Source organism: Halorhabdus rudnickae, assembly GCF_900880625.1.
In the GTDB taxonomy this organism is placed as follows: domain Archaea; phylum Halobacteriota; class Halobacteria; order Halobacteriales; family Haloarculaceae; genus Halorhabdus; species Halorhabdus rudnickae.
In genome coordinates, this window is sequence record NZ_CAAHFB010000001.1 from 797,942 (window position 1) to 815,419 (window position 17,478).

Annotated in this window: 16 protein-coding genes and 1 tRNA gene; 10 read left to right on the forward strand and 7 right to left on the reverse strand. The window is 62.9% G+C overall.

Going from position 1 to position 17,478, the window contains the following annotated elements; genetic code table 11:
- Positions 1–20: 20 nt before the first annotated feature.
- Positions 21–2,405: a DUF2298 domain-containing protein gene (locus BN2694_RS03940; RefSeq protein ID WP_135662798.1), complete on the reverse strand. Its 2,385-nt coding sequence runs from the start codon at positions 2,403–2,405 to the stop codon at positions 21–23.
- Between the two features lie 100 nt (positions 2,406–2,505).
- Between BN2694_RS03940 and BN2694_RS03945 the strand changes: the two genes are divergently transcribed.
- From BN2694_RS03945 to BN2694_RS03955, 3 genes are all read left to right on the forward strand, one after another.
- Complete coding sequence (locus tag BN2694_RS03945) at positions 2,506–3,279, forward strand: glycosyltransferase (RefSeq protein ID WP_135662800.1); 774 nt, start codon at positions 2,506–2,508, stop codon at positions 3,277–3,279.
- Positions 3,272–3,769, forward strand: a complete 498-nt coding sequence (locus tag BN2694_RS03950) for a GtrA family protein (protein ID WP_135662802.1) — start codon at positions 3,272–3,274, stop codon at positions 3,767–3,769. The genes BN2694_RS03945 and BN2694_RS03950 overlap by 8 nt, the downstream gene beginning before the upstream one ends.
- A gap of 53 nt (positions 3,770–3,822) precedes the next feature.
- A tRNA-Met gene (locus BN2694_RS03955) sits at positions 3,823–3,897 on the forward strand.
- Positions 3,898–4,475: 578 nt separating this feature from the next.
- Here the strand turns inward: BN2694_RS03955 and hpt are convergent.
- A complete protein-coding gene (gene hpt / locus BN2694_RS03960) occupies positions 4,476–5,045 on the reverse strand; it encodes a hypoxanthine/guanine phosphoribosyltransferase (protein ID WP_135662804.1) in 570 nt (189 codons plus the stop codon).
- A 207-nt stretch (positions 5,046–5,252) separates the two neighbouring features.
- Between hpt and mbhE the strand changes: the two genes are divergently transcribed.
- The 7 genes from mbhE to mnhG are packed head-to-tail and all read left to right on the forward strand — an operon-like array spanning position 5,253 to position 11,470.
- A complete protein-coding gene (mbhE, locus tag BN2694_RS03965; protein ID WP_244605355.1) occupies positions 5,253–7,667 on the forward strand; it encodes a hydrogen gas-evolving membrane-bound hydrogenase subunit E in 2,415 nt (804 codons plus the stop codon).
- The gene (locus tag BN2694_RS03970; protein WP_135662808.1) at positions 7,664–8,185 is read left to right on the forward strand and encodes an MnhB domain-containing protein; all 522 of its coding nucleotides are present in this window, start codon (positions 7,664–7,666) and stop codon (positions 8,183–8,185) included. Before mbhE ends, BN2694_RS03970 begins: the two co-directional genes overlap by 4 nt.
- Positions 8,182–8,586 (forward strand): sodium:proton antiporter, encoded by a 405-nt coding sequence (locus tag BN2694_RS03975; protein ID WP_135662810.1) that lies wholly within the window; start codon positions 8,182–8,184, stop codon positions 8,584–8,586. Before BN2694_RS03970 ends, BN2694_RS03975 begins: the two co-directional genes overlap by 4 nt.
- A complete protein-coding gene (locus BN2694_RS03980; protein WP_135662812.1) occupies positions 8,586–10,199 on the forward strand; it encodes a complex I subunit 5 family protein in 1,614 nt (537 codons plus the stop codon). Before BN2694_RS03975 ends, BN2694_RS03980 begins: the two co-directional genes overlap by 1 nt.
- Positions 10,196–10,825 carry a Na+/H+ antiporter subunit E gene (locus BN2694_RS03985; protein WP_135662814.1) on the forward strand — a complete coding sequence of 210 codons (630 nt, stop codon included), beginning with the start codon at positions 10,196–10,198 and terminating at the stop codon, positions 10,823–10,825. The genes BN2694_RS03980 and BN2694_RS03985 overlap by 4 nt, the downstream gene beginning before the upstream one ends.
- The gene (locus BN2694_RS03990; protein ID WP_135662816.1) at positions 10,815–11,105 is read left to right on the forward strand and encodes a monovalent cation/H+ antiporter complex subunit F; all 291 of its coding nucleotides are present in this window, start codon (positions 10,815–10,817) and stop codon (positions 11,103–11,105) included. Before BN2694_RS03985 ends, BN2694_RS03990 begins: the two co-directional genes overlap by 11 nt.
- A complete protein-coding gene (mnhG, locus tag BN2694_RS03995; RefSeq protein WP_135662818.1) occupies positions 11,102–11,470 on the forward strand; it encodes a monovalent cation/H(+) antiporter subunit G in 369 nt (122 codons plus the stop codon). The genes BN2694_RS03990 and mnhG overlap by 4 nt, the downstream gene beginning before the upstream one ends.
- Here the strand turns inward: mnhG and coaBC are convergent.
- The 5 genes from coaBC to BN2694_RS04020 form a co-directional block, all read right to left on the reverse strand.
- Positions 11,467–12,636 carry a bifunctional phosphopantothenoylcysteine decarboxylase/phosphopantothenate--cysteine ligase CoaBC gene (gene coaBC / locus BN2694_RS04000; protein WP_135662820.1) on the reverse strand — a complete coding sequence of 390 codons (1,170 nt, stop codon included), beginning with the start codon at positions 12,634–12,636 and terminating at the stop codon, positions 11,467–11,469. The genes mnhG and coaBC overlap by 4 nt on opposite strands.
- 75 nt (positions 12,637–12,711) lie before the next feature.
- Positions 12,712–13,866, reverse strand: coding sequence for a tryptophan synthase subunit beta (trpB, locus tag BN2694_RS04005; RefSeq protein WP_135662822.1), 1,155 nt, complete (start codon positions 13,864–13,866; stop codon positions 12,712–12,714).
- 88 nt (positions 13,867–13,954) lie between these two features.
- Positions 13,955–14,365, reverse strand: coding sequence for a type IV pilin (locus tag BN2694_RS04010; protein ID WP_135662824.1), 411 nt, complete (start codon positions 14,363–14,365; stop codon positions 13,955–13,957).
- A gap of 872 nt (positions 14,366–15,237) precedes the next feature.
- Entirely contained in the window at positions 15,238–16,602 is a 1,365-nt protein-coding gene (locus BN2694_RS04015) for an NAD(P)/FAD-dependent oxidoreductase (RefSeq protein WP_135662826.1), read from the reverse strand.
- Positions 16,603–16,626: 24 nt separating this feature from the next.
- Positions 16,627–17,268 carry a response regulator transcription factor gene (locus tag BN2694_RS04020; RefSeq protein ID WP_135662828.1) on the reverse strand — a complete coding sequence of 214 codons (642 nt, stop codon included), beginning with the start codon at positions 17,266–17,268 and terminating at the stop codon, positions 16,627–16,629.
- Between the last annotated feature and the right edge of the window lie 210 nt (positions 17,269–17,478).

Consider the following 17,478-nt stretch of genomic DNA (forward strand, 5'->3'; position numbering starts at 1 on the left):
CTCCGTTCTCTCCGATCTACTTAGCCGTCGAGTGACGACTGGTCGACCCGATAGATCGTTGTTCCGTCCCACTGTTTTTCGGGGGCCACGGCTTCGAGTTCAGTGACGGTCATGTCGGGATACGCGTTCCGTTCTATCGGCCCGACATAGACGTACGCAACGTCGTACTTCGCAAGGAGCGATCGCTGTTCGTCGGGATTGCCCGCGAACATCGTCTCGACGTCCGTGAGCCGTTCCTCGTATGGGTCCTCACCCCGGTACTGGGCTTCGTGGAACCACCCGAGGACGGTGGGCAGCCCCGTCAGACTCGCCGGGGCGCTCGAACTCTCGCCGTCCGCGGGATCCCAGGTGTATCCGCCCGGAGCGTCCATCAAGACGACGGGCCGCCCATCCCGATCGTCGAGCCAATGGATCGCCGCCGCCTCCTCGGGATACTCCGACTCGAGGTACGTGAGGCCGTCAACGGTCGGGTTCTGGCTGTTGAAGTTGTTCGAGACGGCCAGTGGCGCGTAGATACCTGACGAGACGACCAGCACCACGAGACCGGCTCGCAGCCCGGTCGACCGAAGACGACCGAAACTCGTCGTCGATCGATTGTCGCGCTCCGAGAGGAGCCAGGCAAGGGCCGGACCGAACGCCACGCCCCAGAGCACCCACACCTGCATGTATACCTTGAAGACGGTGTTCATCCGTCCGCTGCCCTCCTTCAGGTAGACGAACTCTATCAGCGTCACGAGCCCGATACCTGCCACGATAAGAACCGTCTCGAATCCAGGGAGATCGCGCTCCGTCGTGTCTCGTGAGCTGTCTTCTATTTCGTCGTCGTTCCCCGCGAAAGCAAATCGATTGTCCGATCGGTAGCGAGCCAGGAGCCAGCTCACACCCACCAGCAGCACGAACAGAGCGAGCGCAGCGAAGTCGAGCAGTCCGACGACGATCACGGCGACGACAGCCGCGAACGCGTACTTCCTGACCTGGTCGCCGAAGGCCTGGCGCGAGCGCGCATAAAGGTACGTGCCAAAGACCGCGACGAAAAGGCCGTGGACGACGAGCAGCTCGCCGAGGGAGGATCGATCCGGAAGGATCGACACTGTCCGGCCGCCCGCCGGCCCCAGCCAGAACGGCAGCGACCACAGAACCCCCGAGACGAGAACGCCGATGGCGACGCCGATACCCACCGCGATCGACGTTCCTTCCCGTGGGAGGCCGGTTTCGGGGAGTCGATTTGCGTATCGAGACGGGAGCAACGACCGTGCCTTGGCGGGCGAGAGGACGACCGTCAGGAAGGCGAGGCCGGCCGTCGTCGGGAACGACCACGTGTTCGTGACGGCCAACAGTCCCGCTACCGGCGGCAGAACGCCGAACAGCAACACGCGGCGTCGCCAGACATCCCGTTCAGGCGTCCGGTAGTACGAGAGACAGATGGCGGCGGCAAGCAGGAGAAACGCCGTACTCATCATGTGTGCGTGGAGGTCGGCGTTAAACCACGAGAAGAAGGGGAACTCGTTGATCGTCGGTGAGGTCGCCTCCGGACCGGCGGTGGGGAACTGGAACGCGAAGTCGGCTTGACGATCGGAGATGACGCGACTCGCATCGAAATAATAGAAGTTCTCGATCCCGGTCGCCAGGTTCCGCAGTTCGACGCCGAGCCAGTCGGCTATCGACGACGCCACGCCATCCGGCAGGACCGAAAGCAGCAGTCGACCCGGCGTCGAGAGGTTGCTCGCAATCCCAACGGCGAAGACGCTTAGACCGCCGGCGAGACGGCGCGGGATCGCCCGGTCAGCAGCGACGGTGCTCGCAATGCCGTAGGCGGCGGTGACAAGCATGGCGTAAAAGCCCGACAACGCGAGGTTGTAGGCGAATCGACCGGCCGTCCCGGTGAGGCGCGAAAGGATCGCCGTGGCGAGGTGTCCGCCGTAGTAGTAGGCAACGGGTTCACCCGCGAACCACATGTCCTCAGGCGGGAGCGTCTCGGCCCGGAGCAGCGACTTCAGCAGTCCGAAGTCCAGCATCTTTTCGCCGATCGACAGCGGGAGCGGGGCGACGACTGGATCAGTCGCGCCGAAGGGGGCCGCGAACACCCGGACGCCGACGAAAAAGAGGAATGCAGCCGAGAAGACGACGCATGTCTCTCCCACGCGACGGAGGTCGAGGTCGGTTCCGCGGGAGCCAGCCAGGAACGTGAGACCGGCGAGGACGGCGACGCCGAGCCAGATACCGATCGTGATCGACAGGCGACCGACGAAGAAGGTAACGAGCCAGAGTACCGTCACCGACAGCGGGATCGCGACGCCGGACCCGTAATCCTCGAAACGGGGGAACAACCAGCCCGTGACGACACTTCCGGCCAGCAACAACGCGAGGTAGAGCGCAAGCCACAGCGCGACGAGCCCGAATTCCATCACCCGGGGAAACGTAGAAGTCACCTAAACGTCTTGTGAAGCACAAGCCAGGTGTATCGAAGTCGAATTGCTTTTACTCGCGCCCGCGAACCTCCAGACAATGAGTCGGTCTGTCGGTGTCGTGGTGCCGGCCTACCGCCCGGACGTCCCCACGCTCGAATCGTACGTGAACGCCCTCCAAGAGGCAGTCGACCCGGCCACTGTCCGGATCGAGATCGACGTCCCCACCGACGAGACGATCGAACGAGTCGAATCGCTCGACGTGGACGTCAACTCGGCCCCCTATCGCCGCGGGAAGGGCGCCGCGATCACGGCCGGGTTCGAGTCTCTTTCCACTGACATTCTGGCGTTCGCTGACGCCGACGGGTCGACGCCCCCGTCGTCGATGGCGTCCGTGATCGAGCCAGTCGTGTCGGATCGGGCCGACCTGGCTGCAGGATCGCGCCGCCATCCTGACGCCGTTATCCAATCCCACCAGACGTTCGCCCGGCGATTCCTCGGTGATGGGTTCGCCTGGTTCGCGCGTCGGATGCTCGACGCGGAACTGTACGACTACCAGTGTGGCGCGAAAGCGATTTCGCGACCGGCCTGGTCGAAAGTGCGTGAACACATCTTCGAGCCGGGGTTTGCGTGGGACGTCGAGCTGGTGGCTATCGCCGGGGCGATGGATCTCAGGATCGAAGAAGTGCCGATCACGTGGGAGGACCACCCGGGATCGACAGTCTCGCCGATCCGCACGGCCGTTGATCTGGGCGGGGCCGTCTTCAGCGCTCGCCACCGCGCGAAACGCATCAGGGATAGTCGCCTCCACCGGATGATCGCTGCGGGGCGAGACGAATCGCCGGCACTGGTCGACCGAGAGTACCATGAGTGAGGGCAACGGGCGGTTCGACGGGTACGTTCGATCACTCCTCTCGGGCGTGCGCTTCGGGAAGTTTGTCTCGGTCGGTGTGATCGGGGCGATCAGCGACAACGCGGTACTCGCCGTCCTCGGTCTCGGATTCGCAGTCCCCGAGATGTGGGCCAAAGCGGCGGGGATCGAAACCGCTATTCTTGTCATGTTCGCGGTCAACGAACACTGGACGTTCGCAACCGAGGGGTCCTCGGACGTACGAGCGGTTCTGGGACGCCTCGGCCGGTCACATCTAGTTCGGTCCGGCGGTGTGGCCGTCCAGTTAAGCGTGTACTGGGTATTGACACAGCACCTCGCAGTGACACTGTACGTCTTCGGGACGGACCTGTGGTTTCTCGCCGCGAGTCCGATCGCCATTGCCTTCGCGATGGTCGTCAACTACGTCTTCGAGAGCCTGTTCACCTGGCAGGTCCACCTCGAAGGCGAGTCCTCCGAGCACGGGAATAACTAACGGACGGCATCCGAATCACAACCCTTAATGGGAAACCTGAGTTACGATATGGTAGCGGGATGGGATAGCCAGGAGATTCCGGCGGGCTCATAACCCGCAGATCGGTAGTTCAAATCTACCTCCCGCTATTTTCGCGACGAACAATGACGAGGAGCGAAACGACGAGTCCGTGAGTCGGGAAATATCTTGGAGTAGATTTGAACTCAGACAGTCGCAGCGCCGAATGAAATGAGGTGACCGTCTGTCCCCAGTTCAAATCTACCTCCCGCTATATTTTGTGGCGAGCAATCCGCGAGCCACAAATTCGTCTGTGGTAGTTTGAACGAGAGAAACGCTCGCGTTTCGCGTGGTTCAAATCTACCTCCCGCTATGTTCTGTCGCTCACAATATCGTGGGCGACGAAATTGTCACAAGTATATTTGAATGACGGAACGAGCGATTGTCGGGAGCGATGTTCAGGTGGTTCAAATCTACCTCTCGCTACTTCTCAACGAAACAAACGGCCCAGAGGTGTATCTCTGTGCCATACTCGTTGTGCTGTCGCTGTCGTAGATTTGAAGTAGACAACGAGAGAGCGAAGCGACCGACGTTGGCGTGGTTCAAATCTATCTCCCGCTATAGTACGGCGAGGCTCGCGATTACGAACGATGGGATACGTCATCGAGAGGGGCAATAACCGAGTGGCGCAGGCTGTGACCAGGTGGGGCTATCCGTCGCCGTGCTCGTCGACGACGACGACCTCCATGTCTTCGACGTCGACGTTGATGAGCGTCTTGACGTCGAGATCGGAGTCCTCGACCTTGTTCTGGCCGCCGACTTTCTTGATGACGGCGACGATGTCGACGATGTCCGCGCCGATCTCTTCGAGTGCACCCGTGATCCCGACGAGCGTTCCGCCGGTCGAGAGCACGTCGTCGAGAACGAGGACCTTATCGCCCTCGTAGACGTCGTTGACGTACATCTCCCTCTCGGAATACCCGGTGACCTGTCGGAGCGAGACTTCCCCTTCCAGACCGTACTGGCGTTTGCGGATGACCACGAGGGGAATGTCGGTCATCAGCGAGACGGCCGTCGAGATGTGGATTCCCATCGCAGCGGGCGTGACGATCTTGTCGACGTCCTCGAGTTCTGCCTTCCGGATGATCCGGATGACGATCTCGCGAAGGAGTTCCGGCCGGAGCATCGGGACCCCGTCGCTGATCGGGTGGATGAAGTACTGGTAGTCGTCTTTCTCGATGACCGGGGCGTCGAGCAACGACTGCTTGAGCCGATCCATGCCGATGGTACTGTACCCGCGATTAAAAGCTACACTGATTTCGACGAGGCCCCATTCGGGTACAACACGGCGGCTGTGGGGCCCCTGCCCGCGGGCATGATTGACGCCCACGCAGTCCACCGGTCGGTGCGACACTGGCGGGCCAACCAGATCACGACAGCGGGAACTTTGAGAAGGATTAAGTCTACTCTTCCGGGAAATAGAAGTGTGCAATCACCGAGTCAGAGCGTCCTCCTCGCCGTGCTGGCGTTGCCGTTTCTGACTGCCGCGATCGCGCCGGTGCTGTATCGCCTGCTGGGCGATCGCATCGCCTACGTGGGTGCGGCGGTCGCGGCCATCGTATTCGGACTCGTCGGCACGCAGTACGGGAGAGAGGGCGTCGTATCGTTGCCGTGGATCCCTTCCCTTGACGTTTCGATCGCCCTGTACGTCGACGGGCTCTCGCTGTTGCTCGCGTTCGTCGTCAGCGGGATTGGCATCCTCATTTTCACGTATTCGAAGGGGTACATGCACGACGAACCGGGGAAGGCGAAGTTCTACACGACACTACTCGTGTTCATGGGCGCGATGCTCGGCGTCGCATTCGCCGCCGATCTGCTCGCGCTGTTCGTCTTCTGGGAACTCACGAGTGTCTCGTCGTTCGTTCTGATCGGCCACTATCAGGACGATCCCGACTCGCAGTACGCCGCCCGAAAGGCGATGATTATCACCGTGGCCGGTGGGCTATTCTTGCTGGTCGGATTTCTGCTCCTGTACGTCGTTTCGGGCTCGCCGGACGCCCTCGGCGCACCCACGTTCAGACTGGTCGGTGGCGACGGATCGATGATCGCTAACGCCGGGGCGATGCGGGAAGGACTCCGTTCGGCAGGCTTGCTCGTCCCCGTCCTTGGGCTACTCGCCGTCGGCGTAGGGGCGAAGTCGGCACAGGTTCCGTTCCACATCTGGTTGCCCAACGCCATGGAGGCCCCGACGCCGGTCTCGGCGTTCCTCCATTCGGCGACGATGGTCAAAGCAGGTGTCTACCTCGTCGGTCGCTTCAGGCCCCTGCTCGGATCGCCCGAGTGGGAACTCCTCTTTGCTGCGCTCGGCCTGCTGACGATGACTGTCGGGGCGATGCTGGCGATCACAGCCGACGACATCAAGGAACTGCTCGCATACTCGACGGCCTCTCATCTGGGACTGATCGTTGCCGGGTTCGGCCTGCAGTCGGTCTACGGGGCCGAAACTGGTGCGTTCCACATCCTGAATCACGCGCTGTTCAAAGCGGCACTGTTCCTCGTCGCCGGGATCGTCGCCCACGAAGCCGGGACGCGACTGCTTTCGGAACTGGGCGGCCTCTGGCGCGACCTCCCGATCACCGCCGCCGTGGCCGTCGTGGCCGCCCTCGGTATGGCCGGCCTCCCGCCGTTCAACGGGTTCTACTCCAAGGAGTTGCTGTTCGAGGCGACCTACCACCTCGCCCACGAGGCGGGCGGACTCTGGTGGGTACTCCCGGCCGTTGCGGTCTTCGGGAGCGTCTTCACGTTCCTGTATTCGATCAGGTTCCTTTCGCTGTTCTTCGGCGACCGGCCGGACGCGCTCGATCACGTCCACTCGCCACCCGTAACGATGCTTGCGCCACCAGTCGTCCTCGCCGTCCTGGCGGGCGTGATCGGACTGGGAGGCGTGACTTCGACGATGGGTATTCACTTCGAACCGCTCACGAGCTTCGTCGACCGTATCGCCGAGGGCGTGGGGGCCGCCGAGCCACACTTCGGCTATCACCTGCCCACGGCGTTGACCCCGGCGGCGGCGATGAGCGCCCTCACGATCGGGGCCGGCGCGCTCGCTTACCCGTACTACGGCCGGCTCGCGACGGTCCTCGATCGACTCGCGTCGATGCGCCCGCTGTCGCCGAACTGGTATTACGACGGGGCTATCGAGTGGCTCGACCGGACGAGGATCGTCGCCGGACGGGTCCAGACCGGGCAGCTTCGGACCTACGCGATCTGGTTGCTGACTGCGGTCGCCGGCCTCGCTCTCGCCGGCTACGCAGGGGCTGGCGTCGTTCTCCCGACAGTGTCCTCGCTGGCCGCGGAGCCGGCGATGGCGATCGTCCTCGGCGTGGCGATCGTCGCCGCCCTCGCCGTGACACGAGCGCCGTCCCACGTCGCGGGCGTGCTCACGCTGTCGATCCTGGGCTTCATGGTCGCGATCTTCTACATCCTCGCGAGCGCACCCGACCTGGCACTGACTCAACTCGTCGTCGAGACGCTGGTGCTCGTGTTGTTCCTGCTCGTCCTCGATCGATTGCCCGCGTTTTACGGCGAACTCGATCGGCTGCAGGCGTTGCGGGACGGGGTCGTCTCGGCGGTCGTCGGCGTCACTGTCTTCCTGACCGTGCTGGTCACGACCGCGGCGACGCCCGGCAAACCGATCTATGAGTACTTCATCGAACGGGCTGGGGTGCCGGCCGAACACGGCCAGACATTGTTTGACTTTGGCGGCGGTGGGAACGTCGTCAACGTGATCCTGGTCGACTTCCGCGCGTTCGACACGATGGGCGAGATCTCAGTCATCGCCATGGCGGCCCTTTCGGTGATTACGCTGATCGCGATGCGAAAACGAGGTGAAACACAATGAGTTCGGAGTTAGGACCGACAGACAGCGATACAACACTCATCGCGCGGACGATCACGCGCGTGGTCGTCCCGATCATCCTGCTGGTCGCGATTGCACTCATGTTGCAGGGCCACAACTTGCCGGGCGGCGGCTTCATCGCTGGCGTCCTCACTGTGACCGGCTTCGCGCTGATCTACATCATCTACGGCCTGCGATACATCGAACAGGAACTGTTACATCGAACTGTCGTCCCGCGATCACTGCCGATCAGTGACGGGTCAGATGGGACAGATGTCGATCCGCCGATCACCAAGGAGTTCGGCGAGATCTTCACGGTCGGACTGGCGATCGCGGCCGCGAGCGGCATCGTGGCGATGGCGTTCGGCTTTCCGTTCCTCTCCCAGGGTGTGCTGTTCGTCGAGGGGATCCCCCTGTACGGGGAGATGGAGTTCGCCAGCGCACTTGCGTTCGACCTGGGCGTGTACCTGGTCGTCGTCGGTGGACTGCTGACGATCCTCGCGGTGGTGGGTGCCGAATGATTGCCACTGTCGTCGGGACGGTAGCGGGCGTGCTCGCCAGCACGTCCGCGGGCTCCGAGACAGGCGGCCAGCCACAGGTCGTGCTGGCGGTCGTCCTCGGGCTCCTGTTCGCCCTGGGAACCTTCCTCGTCCTCCGGCGGGACGTGGTCCGAGTCGTCTGGGGCGTGACGATCATCAGCCAGGCGGCAAACGTCTACCTCGTGACGATGGGTGGGCTCCGTGGCGCGGTGCCGATCATCTCTCACGGCGGGGCCCACGGCGAAGTCACCGATCCGCTGGTGCAGGCGCTGGTCCTGACGGCCATCGTCATCGGCTTCGGGACGACCGCCTTCTCCCTCGTGCTCACCTATCGCGTCTACGAGGAGCACGGGACGATCGACCTCACGGAGGTGAGCGGATAATGAGCGGACACGTCGTCGCACCATTGGTCGTCGCGCTGGTGACGGCGATTCTGACGCTCGGGACGCGCCGGTACCCCCGCGGCCAGCGTGCAATCAGCCTCATCGGGATCGGGGCGTACGCTGTCGCGGTGCTTGCCCTGGTGAGCCGGGTGTACTCGGTCGGGATCCTGACTGGAGCCGGTGGGACGACCGAGACACTCACCTATCAGGTGTCGAACTGGCCGGCACCCTTCGGGATCTCGCTGGTGGCGGACGCACTCTCGGCGTTCATGCTCGTCCTCACCGTCGCAGTGGTCGTCCCGGCGCTCGTCTTCTCGGCACTGTACGTCGATGAGTTCGCCCAGCGCGTCTCCTATCACTCGCTGTTTCACTTCATGCTCGCGGGCGTCACCGGGGCATTCCTGACGGGGGATATCTTCAACCTCTTCGTGTGGTTCGAGGTAATGCTCATGCCCAGCTACGTGTTGGTTGTCTTCTACGGGCGGGCCGAACACACGCGTGCTGCGCTGCAGTACACTGTCCTGAACCTGCTTGGCAGTGCAGTCATGCTGCTCTCGATCGGTGGCATCTACGCGACGGTGGGGACCCTCAACATGGCTGACATCGCCCGTCGACTCGCTCACGCGGGCGAGTTCGGGATAGACCCGGCGCCCGTCCTCGGGCTCGGGGCGATGCTCTTTGCGGTCTTCGCGCTGAAAGCGGGGATCGTCCCGTTCCAGTTCTGGGTGCCTGCCGCGTATCGGGCCGCCCCGGCACCGGTCGCGGCGGTGATGGCCGGCGTCACGAAGAAAGTCGGCATCTACGCGATCATCCGGCTACTCTTTACAGTCTTTGGGGCGGCAACCGTCGGTAGCGAACTCGGGTTCGGCATGGCCGGGGAGTCGTTCCTCGGGCTGTTCGGCCCGGTCCTGTTCCTGATGGCGATCGGGAGCATCCTGCTTGGCGGACTCGGAGCTGTTTCGCGCAACGACTTAGACGACGTGCTCGCGTATTCCTCGATCGGGCAGATCGGGTTCATCGTGCTGGCGCTTTCACTCGCCGCCACGGGTACGGGTCCGGTCCGGGTCGCGGGGCTGATCGCCGCGCTGGTGTACTCACTGAACCACGCGATCGCCAAGTCGGCGCTGTTCCTGATCAGTGGAACCGTCTACGAGGCCGTCGGCTCGATCCGCTTCGACGCTCTCGGCGGACTCTCGACGCGACGGCCGGTCATCGCCGGCTCGTTTTTCCTGACAGGACTCGCCCTCGTCGGCATTCCGCCGCTGACCGGTTTCTTCGGCAAGTTACTGGTGTTCGAGACGGCCGGGAAAGCGATCGTTGCGGGCGAGCCATTCGCCGGCGTAGCGCTGGTCGTCGCGCTCGTCGGGGCCGTGCTGACGATCGCGTACATCACCAGGGCGTGGAACCGCGCGTTCTGGGGCTCGCCGAGCGATCCAGTGAAGCGGTCCTATCGCCCCACGGCGATGGTCTCCGTTGTGGCCGTGTTCGCGCTTGCGGTAGTCGTCCTCGGGATCGGTTTCGATCCCGTCTATCGGGCCGCCGAGGCCGCCGCCCACGCGGCGACGGATCAGGCAACCTACGTCAAGGCTGTCGCCCCGGAGGTGGTCGGATGAGACGTTGGCCGGTCATCGGGGCCGCGCTGGCCATCCTCTGGCTGTTCGTCCAGGGCGTCGAACCCGCACCGGTACCGGTCGCGGGTGCGCTGGTCACGGGACTGGCACTCGGACTGCCGATCGCCTTCCTCTTTAGACGGTTCTACGTCCCGAAGGCGGCTCTCGGGGACATCGTCCGTGGGCTGCCGTTCGTCGTGATCTACCTCGCGGTCTTCCTGAAGGAACTGATCACAGCCAACGTCGACGTTGCCTATCGCGTACTCGCGCCGTCGATGCCGATCAAGCCCGCGGTGATCGAAGTACCGTTGCGGGTCGAATCCGATGCCGCGATCACGACGATCGCTAACAGCATTACACTTACGCCGGGAACACTCACGATGGATTACAACGAGGACCGCAACTCGCTGTACGTTCACGCGATCGCCGCGTTCGACAGAGAAGCAATCGTCGCGCCGATCCGCACCTGGGAGGATTACGCGCTGCGGATCTTCGACGAGGAACGGACACCGTCTGACCCCGTGCCGGACCCCGACGCGGAGGCGGACGCCGATCTCGACGGGGACGACGGTCCAGGTGATCCGGACACGACTTCCCGACGGCAGGAGGGTGATGCCGATGGCGAGTGAGTTCCCGGCGATCCTCGGCTCTGTGATCGACGTGGCACTGGTGATCGCCAGTGCGGTCACGCTACTGGCGGCCTACCGGGTGATTCGGGGGCCGACAGTGCCGGATCGAGTAGTGGCGCTGGACACGATCGGGACGAACGTCGTCGCGATCGCGATCCTGTTCGCGCTCCGGACCGGCCAGGGTCTGTTCGTCACCGTCAGCCTCGTGCTCGCGATCATCGGTTTCATCAGCACCATCGCCGTCGCGCAGTTCGTCACCGAGGGGGACATCATCGAATGACCATGCTTGAAGCGCTACACGCAGGTGTCGTCGGTGGATTGATCGTCCTGGGAGTGTTTTTCCTCCTGATCGGGACGTTCGGCCTGATCCGTCTGCCGGACGTCTACAACCGGATGCACGCCACGAGTAAGGCAACGACGCTGGGGGCAGCTTCGCTGTTTCTCGCGAGTTTCGCCTACTTCGGGCCGCAAGGAGCCGGCCTCACGTCGCTGGTCGGTATCCTCTTTCTCTTTTTGACCGCGCCGACGGGAGCACACATGATCTCCCGGGCGGCTCAGAAGATGGGCGTGCCCTTCTTCGGCGACGCTTCCTGGCCCAAGACAGCCGAGTTTGTTGATAGTGAGGACGAACGTCGGAACAGCTAATCACCACTTGCGCGGAGTATCGAAACGAGATCCTCGGCCAGCCGCGCTCCGAGTTCGGCCTTCGAACCGACAAACGAGTCGACACCGTCCGGACCGACCAACCGGGTGTCGGTGGCGTCGTCGCCGACCACTCCGGCCTCGTTCGCGACGACCAGCGAGAGGTCTGCCCGATCGAGCAGATCACGGGCGGCTCCGATCAGGTCTGGTTCCTCGACGCCAGTTTCGAGTTTGAACCCGACCATCGGCAGCTCGGGGTCCGCCTCCCGGACGCGATCGAGCAGCTTCGGCGTCGGTTCGAGTTCCAGTGTCAGGCCGTCTTGACCGGACCTGATCTTCGACGGACGTTTCTCGACGGTATAATCGCTTATCGCCGCCGCAGAGACGAGAGCGTCGGCGCCGGGTCCAATCCGCTGGGCTGCAGAGACCATTTCGGCAGCGCTCTCGACATGTTCGACCGTGGCGTAAGGTACGTCGTCCCCGTTGTGGAGTAGCCTCACGTCAGCACCGCGGACGTAGCAGGCTTTCGCGATCGCCCGTCCGGTCTTGCCCGAAGCGCGGTTCGACAACGTCCGGATCGGGTCGACCGACTCCGTAGTCGCGCCGCTGGTGACGACTATCTCCTCGCCGGCAAGCGGTCGCTCCCCCGCAGCGCGGGCCGTCTCGAGAACGATTGACTCCTCGCTGGCGATCTTGGCCTTCGACTCCTCGATGCGCGGATCGGCAAAGGAGATACCCCACGATTCCAGGCGGTCGATCGCTTCGAGAACGCCGGGGTGATCGTACATCGGTTCGTGCATTGCCGGGGCGATCACGACTGGAATGCCCGCGCCAAGCGCCGTCGTCGCGCAGGTCGTCACCGGTGAGTCGTCGATCGCGGCCGCGACCTTTCCGACCGTGTTGGCCGTCGAGGGCGCGATCAACAGGACATCGCCCCACGGGTCCTCACCGAAGAACGTGACGTGTTCGACGCTCCCCCCGATCTCCGTGACGACGTCGCCGTCCGTTGCCAGTTCGACTGCCCAGGGATGAACGATGTTCGTCGCCGACTCAGTCATGACCGCCTTGACCGTCGCCCCTCGGCGGCGGAGCTCGTGAGCGAGTTCGACAGTCTTGACCGTCGCGATAGACCCCGTCACCCCGAGGACGACGTTCGTGTCTTCGAGCATACCTTGGATTCGGTCACCCGACCCAAAAGTCATTCCACCGGCCGACGCTGTCGGTTCGATCCGCGAGCTGCCGGTCTATGACAGATCGAACTGCTCGGCTGCGGTCTCCATGTCTTTGTCACCGCGGCCGCTCAGGTTGATCAAGATCGTGTCGTGCTCGTCGGCAATCTGCTTTGCCAGTGCGATCGCGTGGCTCGTCTCCAGAGCGGGGATGATCCCTTCGAGCGTGCTCAACTCCCGGAAGGCCTCTAAGGCTTCGTCGTCGGTAATACCCTGATACTCACACCGACCCACCGCCCGGAACATCGCGTGTTCCGGGCCGACACCGGGATAATCCAGCCCCGCCGAGACCGAGTGGACTTCGGTGTCGTCGTCGATGACACGCGTTTTCATGCCGTGGAGGACATCGTCTTCGCCGTCGGCCAGTGGCGCAGCGTGGCGGTTCGAGTCAGCCCCTTTCCCGCCGCCTTCCGCACCGTAGAAGGCCACGTCATCGTCCCGGAACGCATCGAACAGTCCCATAGCGTTCGATCCGCCGCCGACGCAGGCGACCGCGGCATCGGGCAGCCCGCCGATCCGGTCGCGGATCTGCTCGCGGGCCTCTTCGCCGATGACCGACTGGAACTCTCGGACCATTCGAGGGAATGGATCGGGGCCGACGACCGAACCCACGAGGTAGTGCGTGTCCCCGACATTGTGTGCGAAGTCCTCCAAAGCGGCGTCGACGGCGTCGGCCAGTCCCTTCCCGCCGCGGGTGACTTCGTTGACTTCGGCACCCATCAGGCGCATCCGGAAGACGTTCATCCGCTGGCGGGCGACGTCCTTCTCGCCCATGTAGATCTCGGTGTCGAGGTCGAGCATCGCACCGACCATCGCCGTCGCGGTACCGTGTTGGCCCGCCCCCGTCTCGGCGATCAGCCGCTCTCGGCCGGCTTTCTTCGCCAGCAACCCTTGCCCGAGCGTGTTGTTCAGTTTGTGTGCGCCGCCGTGCAGCAGGTCCTCACGTTTGAGATAGATGTCGGCACCGTAGGCGTCCGAGAGTCGTTTCGCGTGATATACCGGCGTCGGTCGGCCGGCGTACTCCTCGAGCAACGAGCGAAACTCCGCCTGGAACTCCTCGCTCAGTGCGATGTCTTCGAACGCCGTTGCTAATTGTTCGAGTGCCTCTTCGAGCGGTTCAGGAACGTGACGACCGCCATATTCGCCGAACGTGCCGCTATCCTCGGACATGTCTGTCCGGAACGCGGTGACGACTATAGGTGTATCGGGATCCTGTCGAAAAAGTCGAAGCGTCGAGCCACAAGACGTGAGTCGTCGTTTACCACTCGCTCAGAACGGCCGTCCGATCGCCACCGTCGCCTTCCCAGATAATCTGGACGGTGTCGCCCTGGTAGATCTTGTCGATAGTTACGCTATCACCGGCCCCAATCGAGTCTGTGCCCCACTGACTTACGATGGTTGGATCAACAGAATCATTGCCATAATTGAAACTCACCGTACCGTTATCGAGAGTATCTCCACCCGTGTGTGTCACCGTTAGGTTGTGACTGGTACTGTTCAGGTCGTAATTGAAACTCGCCTGTGGCGCTGTACTGCTGATCTGCTCGCCGAGTCCGAGGACGAACGTGGCGATGACGGCCGCCAGGATGACCGTGATGGCGACCATCAGGATCACGCCGATGACTGGACTCACCGCGCTGTCGTCCGCGAATAGCTTTTTCGGATTCATAGTTGTTCGGTACCGCCGAGATCGCGACCCACTCGGTCGTATCTCTTGGCGTGTACGAGTAGGTCGGTTGTTCTGAGACATAAATGTACGTGATGAGTTATCCTGAATGATAATAGTTGAACGCATGGAATCAAATAGTAGATCTCCAGAATACCCCCGCCAGTGATCTGTTTCAGTACTCGAAGCAGTCGAGTTTCACACTCCAAATTTGGATACGACGAATCCGCACGCGAAATCCGACAGTACGTCCATGAGGGTACGTCTCAGCAGGGCGAGGCGTCCGAGACGATAGCCCGCGACTGGGCACAGTCGAAACCCTCTTCGAGTTCTTATAGTCCGTGTGATTCGAGTGGACGCTTAGGACACTATCGGACAGGTTTCTACTCGTAGGCGTGACGAGAGGATCACGCTGGAACGCTCGACGACCGAGGAACTCGAAGAGCCCGGCAGGTCGCCCGGTTCTCGCGCGGACGGACGGAACGCAGGACCAAGGGAGGGGGCGAAGCCCCTGACGCAGGCTTTTGGTCGACCTTTTGCAAGTGAGCACCGTGGGACACCTGGGTCCAGCGGGTCTACAGGCGACTCGCCGGTGGTCCGTACAACGAAGCGAGCGCTGCAGAAGGTCATAGTGTACGCCCGGAACACTAACGACCGACCTCATCCCAGGCGGCGTGCCAGGTTGGCCGGGAAACCCTCGTGCCGGGCGGGTGGCGTACCAGCGCCACCGAATGCCGAGACGGTGAAAACCGCCTCGCGATGTCGCGTGCCCGGGTTCGCCGCGCTGTCATCGCACCGCTACGGGTACACTCGGGCGGGGACTGAGGCACGCAAGAACGACTTCTCGCCGGGGACAGTAAAGCGCTTCGCGGTGTTCAGACTGTGTATTTCGATTCCCGGAGTTGGACGTACCGATCACCGCGGAACGACCACCGTTTGCGCCGGTATCGCAGGTAAAAAGCGATCCCGTCGAATCCAGCGGCAAGCGCCTGTCGCTTGCGCGAGCCGTCGGTCTGCAACATTCGATCGACGATCCCGAAGTATCGGTCCCAGTCGCTCGGCTCTACGCTCCGGACCAGATCGGCGAACGTGACGTTCCGGCGGAGTTCGTCACCGAGTGCGTCCTCCCAGGCGTCGTTGTACCCAGTGAGGTCGCCCTCCGCGGCGAGTCGGCCGGCGATCTTGCCCGTCCGGATGGCGACGTGATCGCCGCCCTCGTGGAAGGCGGAGGTCGCCCCCATCGCCCCGCCGACGACCGCGACGTTGGCCCCGGTCGGCGACTCGATCGGACGCGTCGAGGAGATCGGATACGCCTCAGTGCCGGACTGTTTGCCGCGGTCCTCGACGATCGGAAAGTCTTCGAGGTCGTAGTCAGGGAACTCGCGTTCGAGTAAGCGGCGAATATAGATACGGCCCGGTGGAACAGCGTCGTCCTCTGGATCGAGGAGAGCATACGACTCCCGGTCGGTCACGTCGTCGATGTCCAGCCCGATGGGCATCGTCAGCCCGATACGAGCGACGTTGTCGTCGTTGGGGAAGATCCAGGGATAGGCTGTGTGACCGGGCATGACGCCCCACCAGAACTCGATGTGATCGCGGTCGAACAGTTCCTCGGGCATCCGACGGTGTTCCTGGTAGGCGATGTGATTCGCACGGTCGGGCGAGAGATAGGTCGCAGCACTCTCTCCGTCGGGCAGGAACTGATCGAGCGTGTCCAAAGTCACCGTCCGCTGTGGACCGTCCGCGAGGATGAGCGCGTCGGCCCGGATCCGTTCCCCGTCGGCGAGCGTGATATTGTGGACCGGGGCCGTCCCGGAGCAATCTGATTCGATTTCATTCACACTCGTCCCGACGCGATACGTTGCCCCTGCATTCTCGGCCTGTTCGCGGAGCCAATCGTCGAAGCGTGCCCGATGGACAGTAAACCCGAAGCCGTCGTAAGCGGCGTCGATCCCGGTGTCGGTGAGCGTGACTGACTCGTTGGGGCTGTGGAAGGTCGCTCCCTCGAGTTCGCTGAGGATCACGTCATCGGGGATCGCCGACGGATCCTCGTCCATCAGGTCGACCCAGTAGTCGAGGATGCCGGCCGCGTCCGTCGAGTCAGGGCCGAGTTCGTCCCGGTCGCTCCGGGGAACTCCTTTCTCGACGAGTACGACAGTCGCCCCTGCCTCCGCGGCGGCACGAGCGGCCGAAGAGCCCGCCGGCCCACCGCCGACGATCACGACGTCTGCTCGCTCCATACCGCTACCGCGACCTGATGTGCCTTAAAGCTCTTGTCCTGGTCCGGGCGTCGCTTCGACTGTGCCAGGATCACCACGGGAGGATCCTATCTCGTCAGGCAAAACGATGGTCTGCTCCAGCGCATTCCCAGCGAACGCAGCGATCCTCTCGAGTGGGAATCCATCGACCGTGACTCGGTAGTACTGTCGGTCGATCCGACGGGAGAGGGATCGATACGGATCGGACTCGACCAGGTCTCCACTGTTGGGGGTGTTCTCAAGCCGATGCCGTCGTGTCTCCATCGCGAACAGGTCGCGGATCGGCTCCGGCGCGTCGAGACGGGTGGTAAGTCGATCGACCAGCGAGAGGAGTTCCTCAGAATCAAGCGGTTTGGTGACGTATTCGTCGATCGGCAGGGTAGCGACGGCGGGATCCGGTCGCTCGCTGGTCACCATGGCGACCGCACCCCGATAGCCCCTCGCACGCAACTCACGGGCGATCGAATCACCATCAGTCTCCGGCAAGTTTCGATCCAGCAACAAGACGTCCTCGGCCGCGATCCGACTGAGTGCTTCTGTCCCGTTGGCGATCGTCACCACGTCGTACTCCGCCTCCAGTCGAAGACGGTGTAGTTCCCGGAGGTCAGGGTCGTCTTCAACGACAGCGACTGTCACTGGCTCGCCCATAGAGCGTTAGTCGATCCAGACTCCCCTCAACCCCTCCCACCGTTTTAACCGTTCGAAACCGTTCAATTAACTCGCTAACTATTTTTGAGTGCGTTTTAGATAGTGGAAATCGACCCCTTCTCGGCAGCGTGTCCGCGCCAGTCTTTTTGCCGTCGCCCGCCGCGTCTCCTATCATGTGCAATCGACGTGAAACCATGTGTGACGCGACCC

Excerpts from the sequence above, each read along its gene's own strand:
- BN2694_RS03980 (WP_135662812.1), top strand. The coding sequence starts at position 8,586 with ATGAGCGGACACGTCGTCGCACCATTGGTCGTCGCGCTGGTGACGGCG.
- BN2694_RS03940 (WP_135662798.1), bottom strand. The coding sequence starts at position 2,405 with ATGGAATTCGGGCTCGTCGCGCTGTGGCTTGCGCTCTACCTCGCGTTG.
- mnhG (WP_135662818.1), top strand. The coding sequence starts at position 11,102 with ATGACCATGCTTGAAGCGCTACACGCAGGTGTCGTCGGTGGATTGATC.
- BN2694_RS03985 (WP_135662814.1), top strand. The coding sequence starts at position 10,196 with ATGAGACGTTGGCCGGTCATCGGGGCCGCGCTGGCCATCCTCTGGCTG.
- BN2694_RS04015 (WP_135662826.1), bottom strand. The coding sequence starts at position 16,602 with ATGGAGCGAGCAGACGTCGTGATCGTCGGCGGTGGGCCGGCGGGCTCT.
- BN2694_RS03945 (WP_135662800.1), top strand. The coding sequence starts at position 2,506 with ATGAGTCGGTCTGTCGGTGTCGTGGTGCCGGCCTACCGCCCGGACGTC.
- BN2694_RS04010 (WP_135662824.1), bottom strand. The coding sequence starts at position 14,365 with ATGAATCCGAAAAAGCTATTCGCGGACGACAGCGCGGTGAGTCCAGTC.
- BN2694_RS04020 (WP_135662828.1), bottom strand. The coding sequence starts at position 17,268 with ATGGGCGAGCCAGTGACAGTCGCTGTCGTTGAAGACGACCCTGACCTC.
- coaBC (WP_135662820.1), bottom strand. The coding sequence starts at position 12,636 with ATGCTCGAAGACACGAACGTCGTCCTCGGGGTGACGGGGTCTATCGCG.
- BN2694_RS03990 (WP_135662816.1), top strand. The coding sequence starts at position 10,815 with ATGGCGAGTGAGTTCCCGGCGATCCTCGGCTCTGTGATCGACGTGGCA.
- hpt (WP_135662804.1), bottom strand. The coding sequence starts at position 5,045 with ATGGATCGGCTCAAGCAGTCGTTGCTCGACGCCCCGGTCATCGAGAAA.
- BN2694_RS03975 (WP_135662810.1), top strand. The coding sequence starts at position 8,182 with ATGATTGCCACTGTCGTCGGGACGGTAGCGGGCGTGCTCGCCAGCACG.
- BN2694_RS03950 (WP_135662802.1), top strand. The coding sequence starts at position 3,272 with ATGAGTGAGGGCAACGGGCGGTTCGACGGGTACGTTCGATCACTCCTC.
- trpB (WP_135662822.1), bottom strand. The coding sequence starts at position 13,866 with ATGTCCGAGGATAGCGGCACGTTCGGCGAATATGGCGGTCGTCACGTT.
- BN2694_RS03970 (WP_135662808.1), top strand. The coding sequence starts at position 7,664 with ATGAGTTCGGAGTTAGGACCGACAGACAGCGATACAACACTCATCGCG.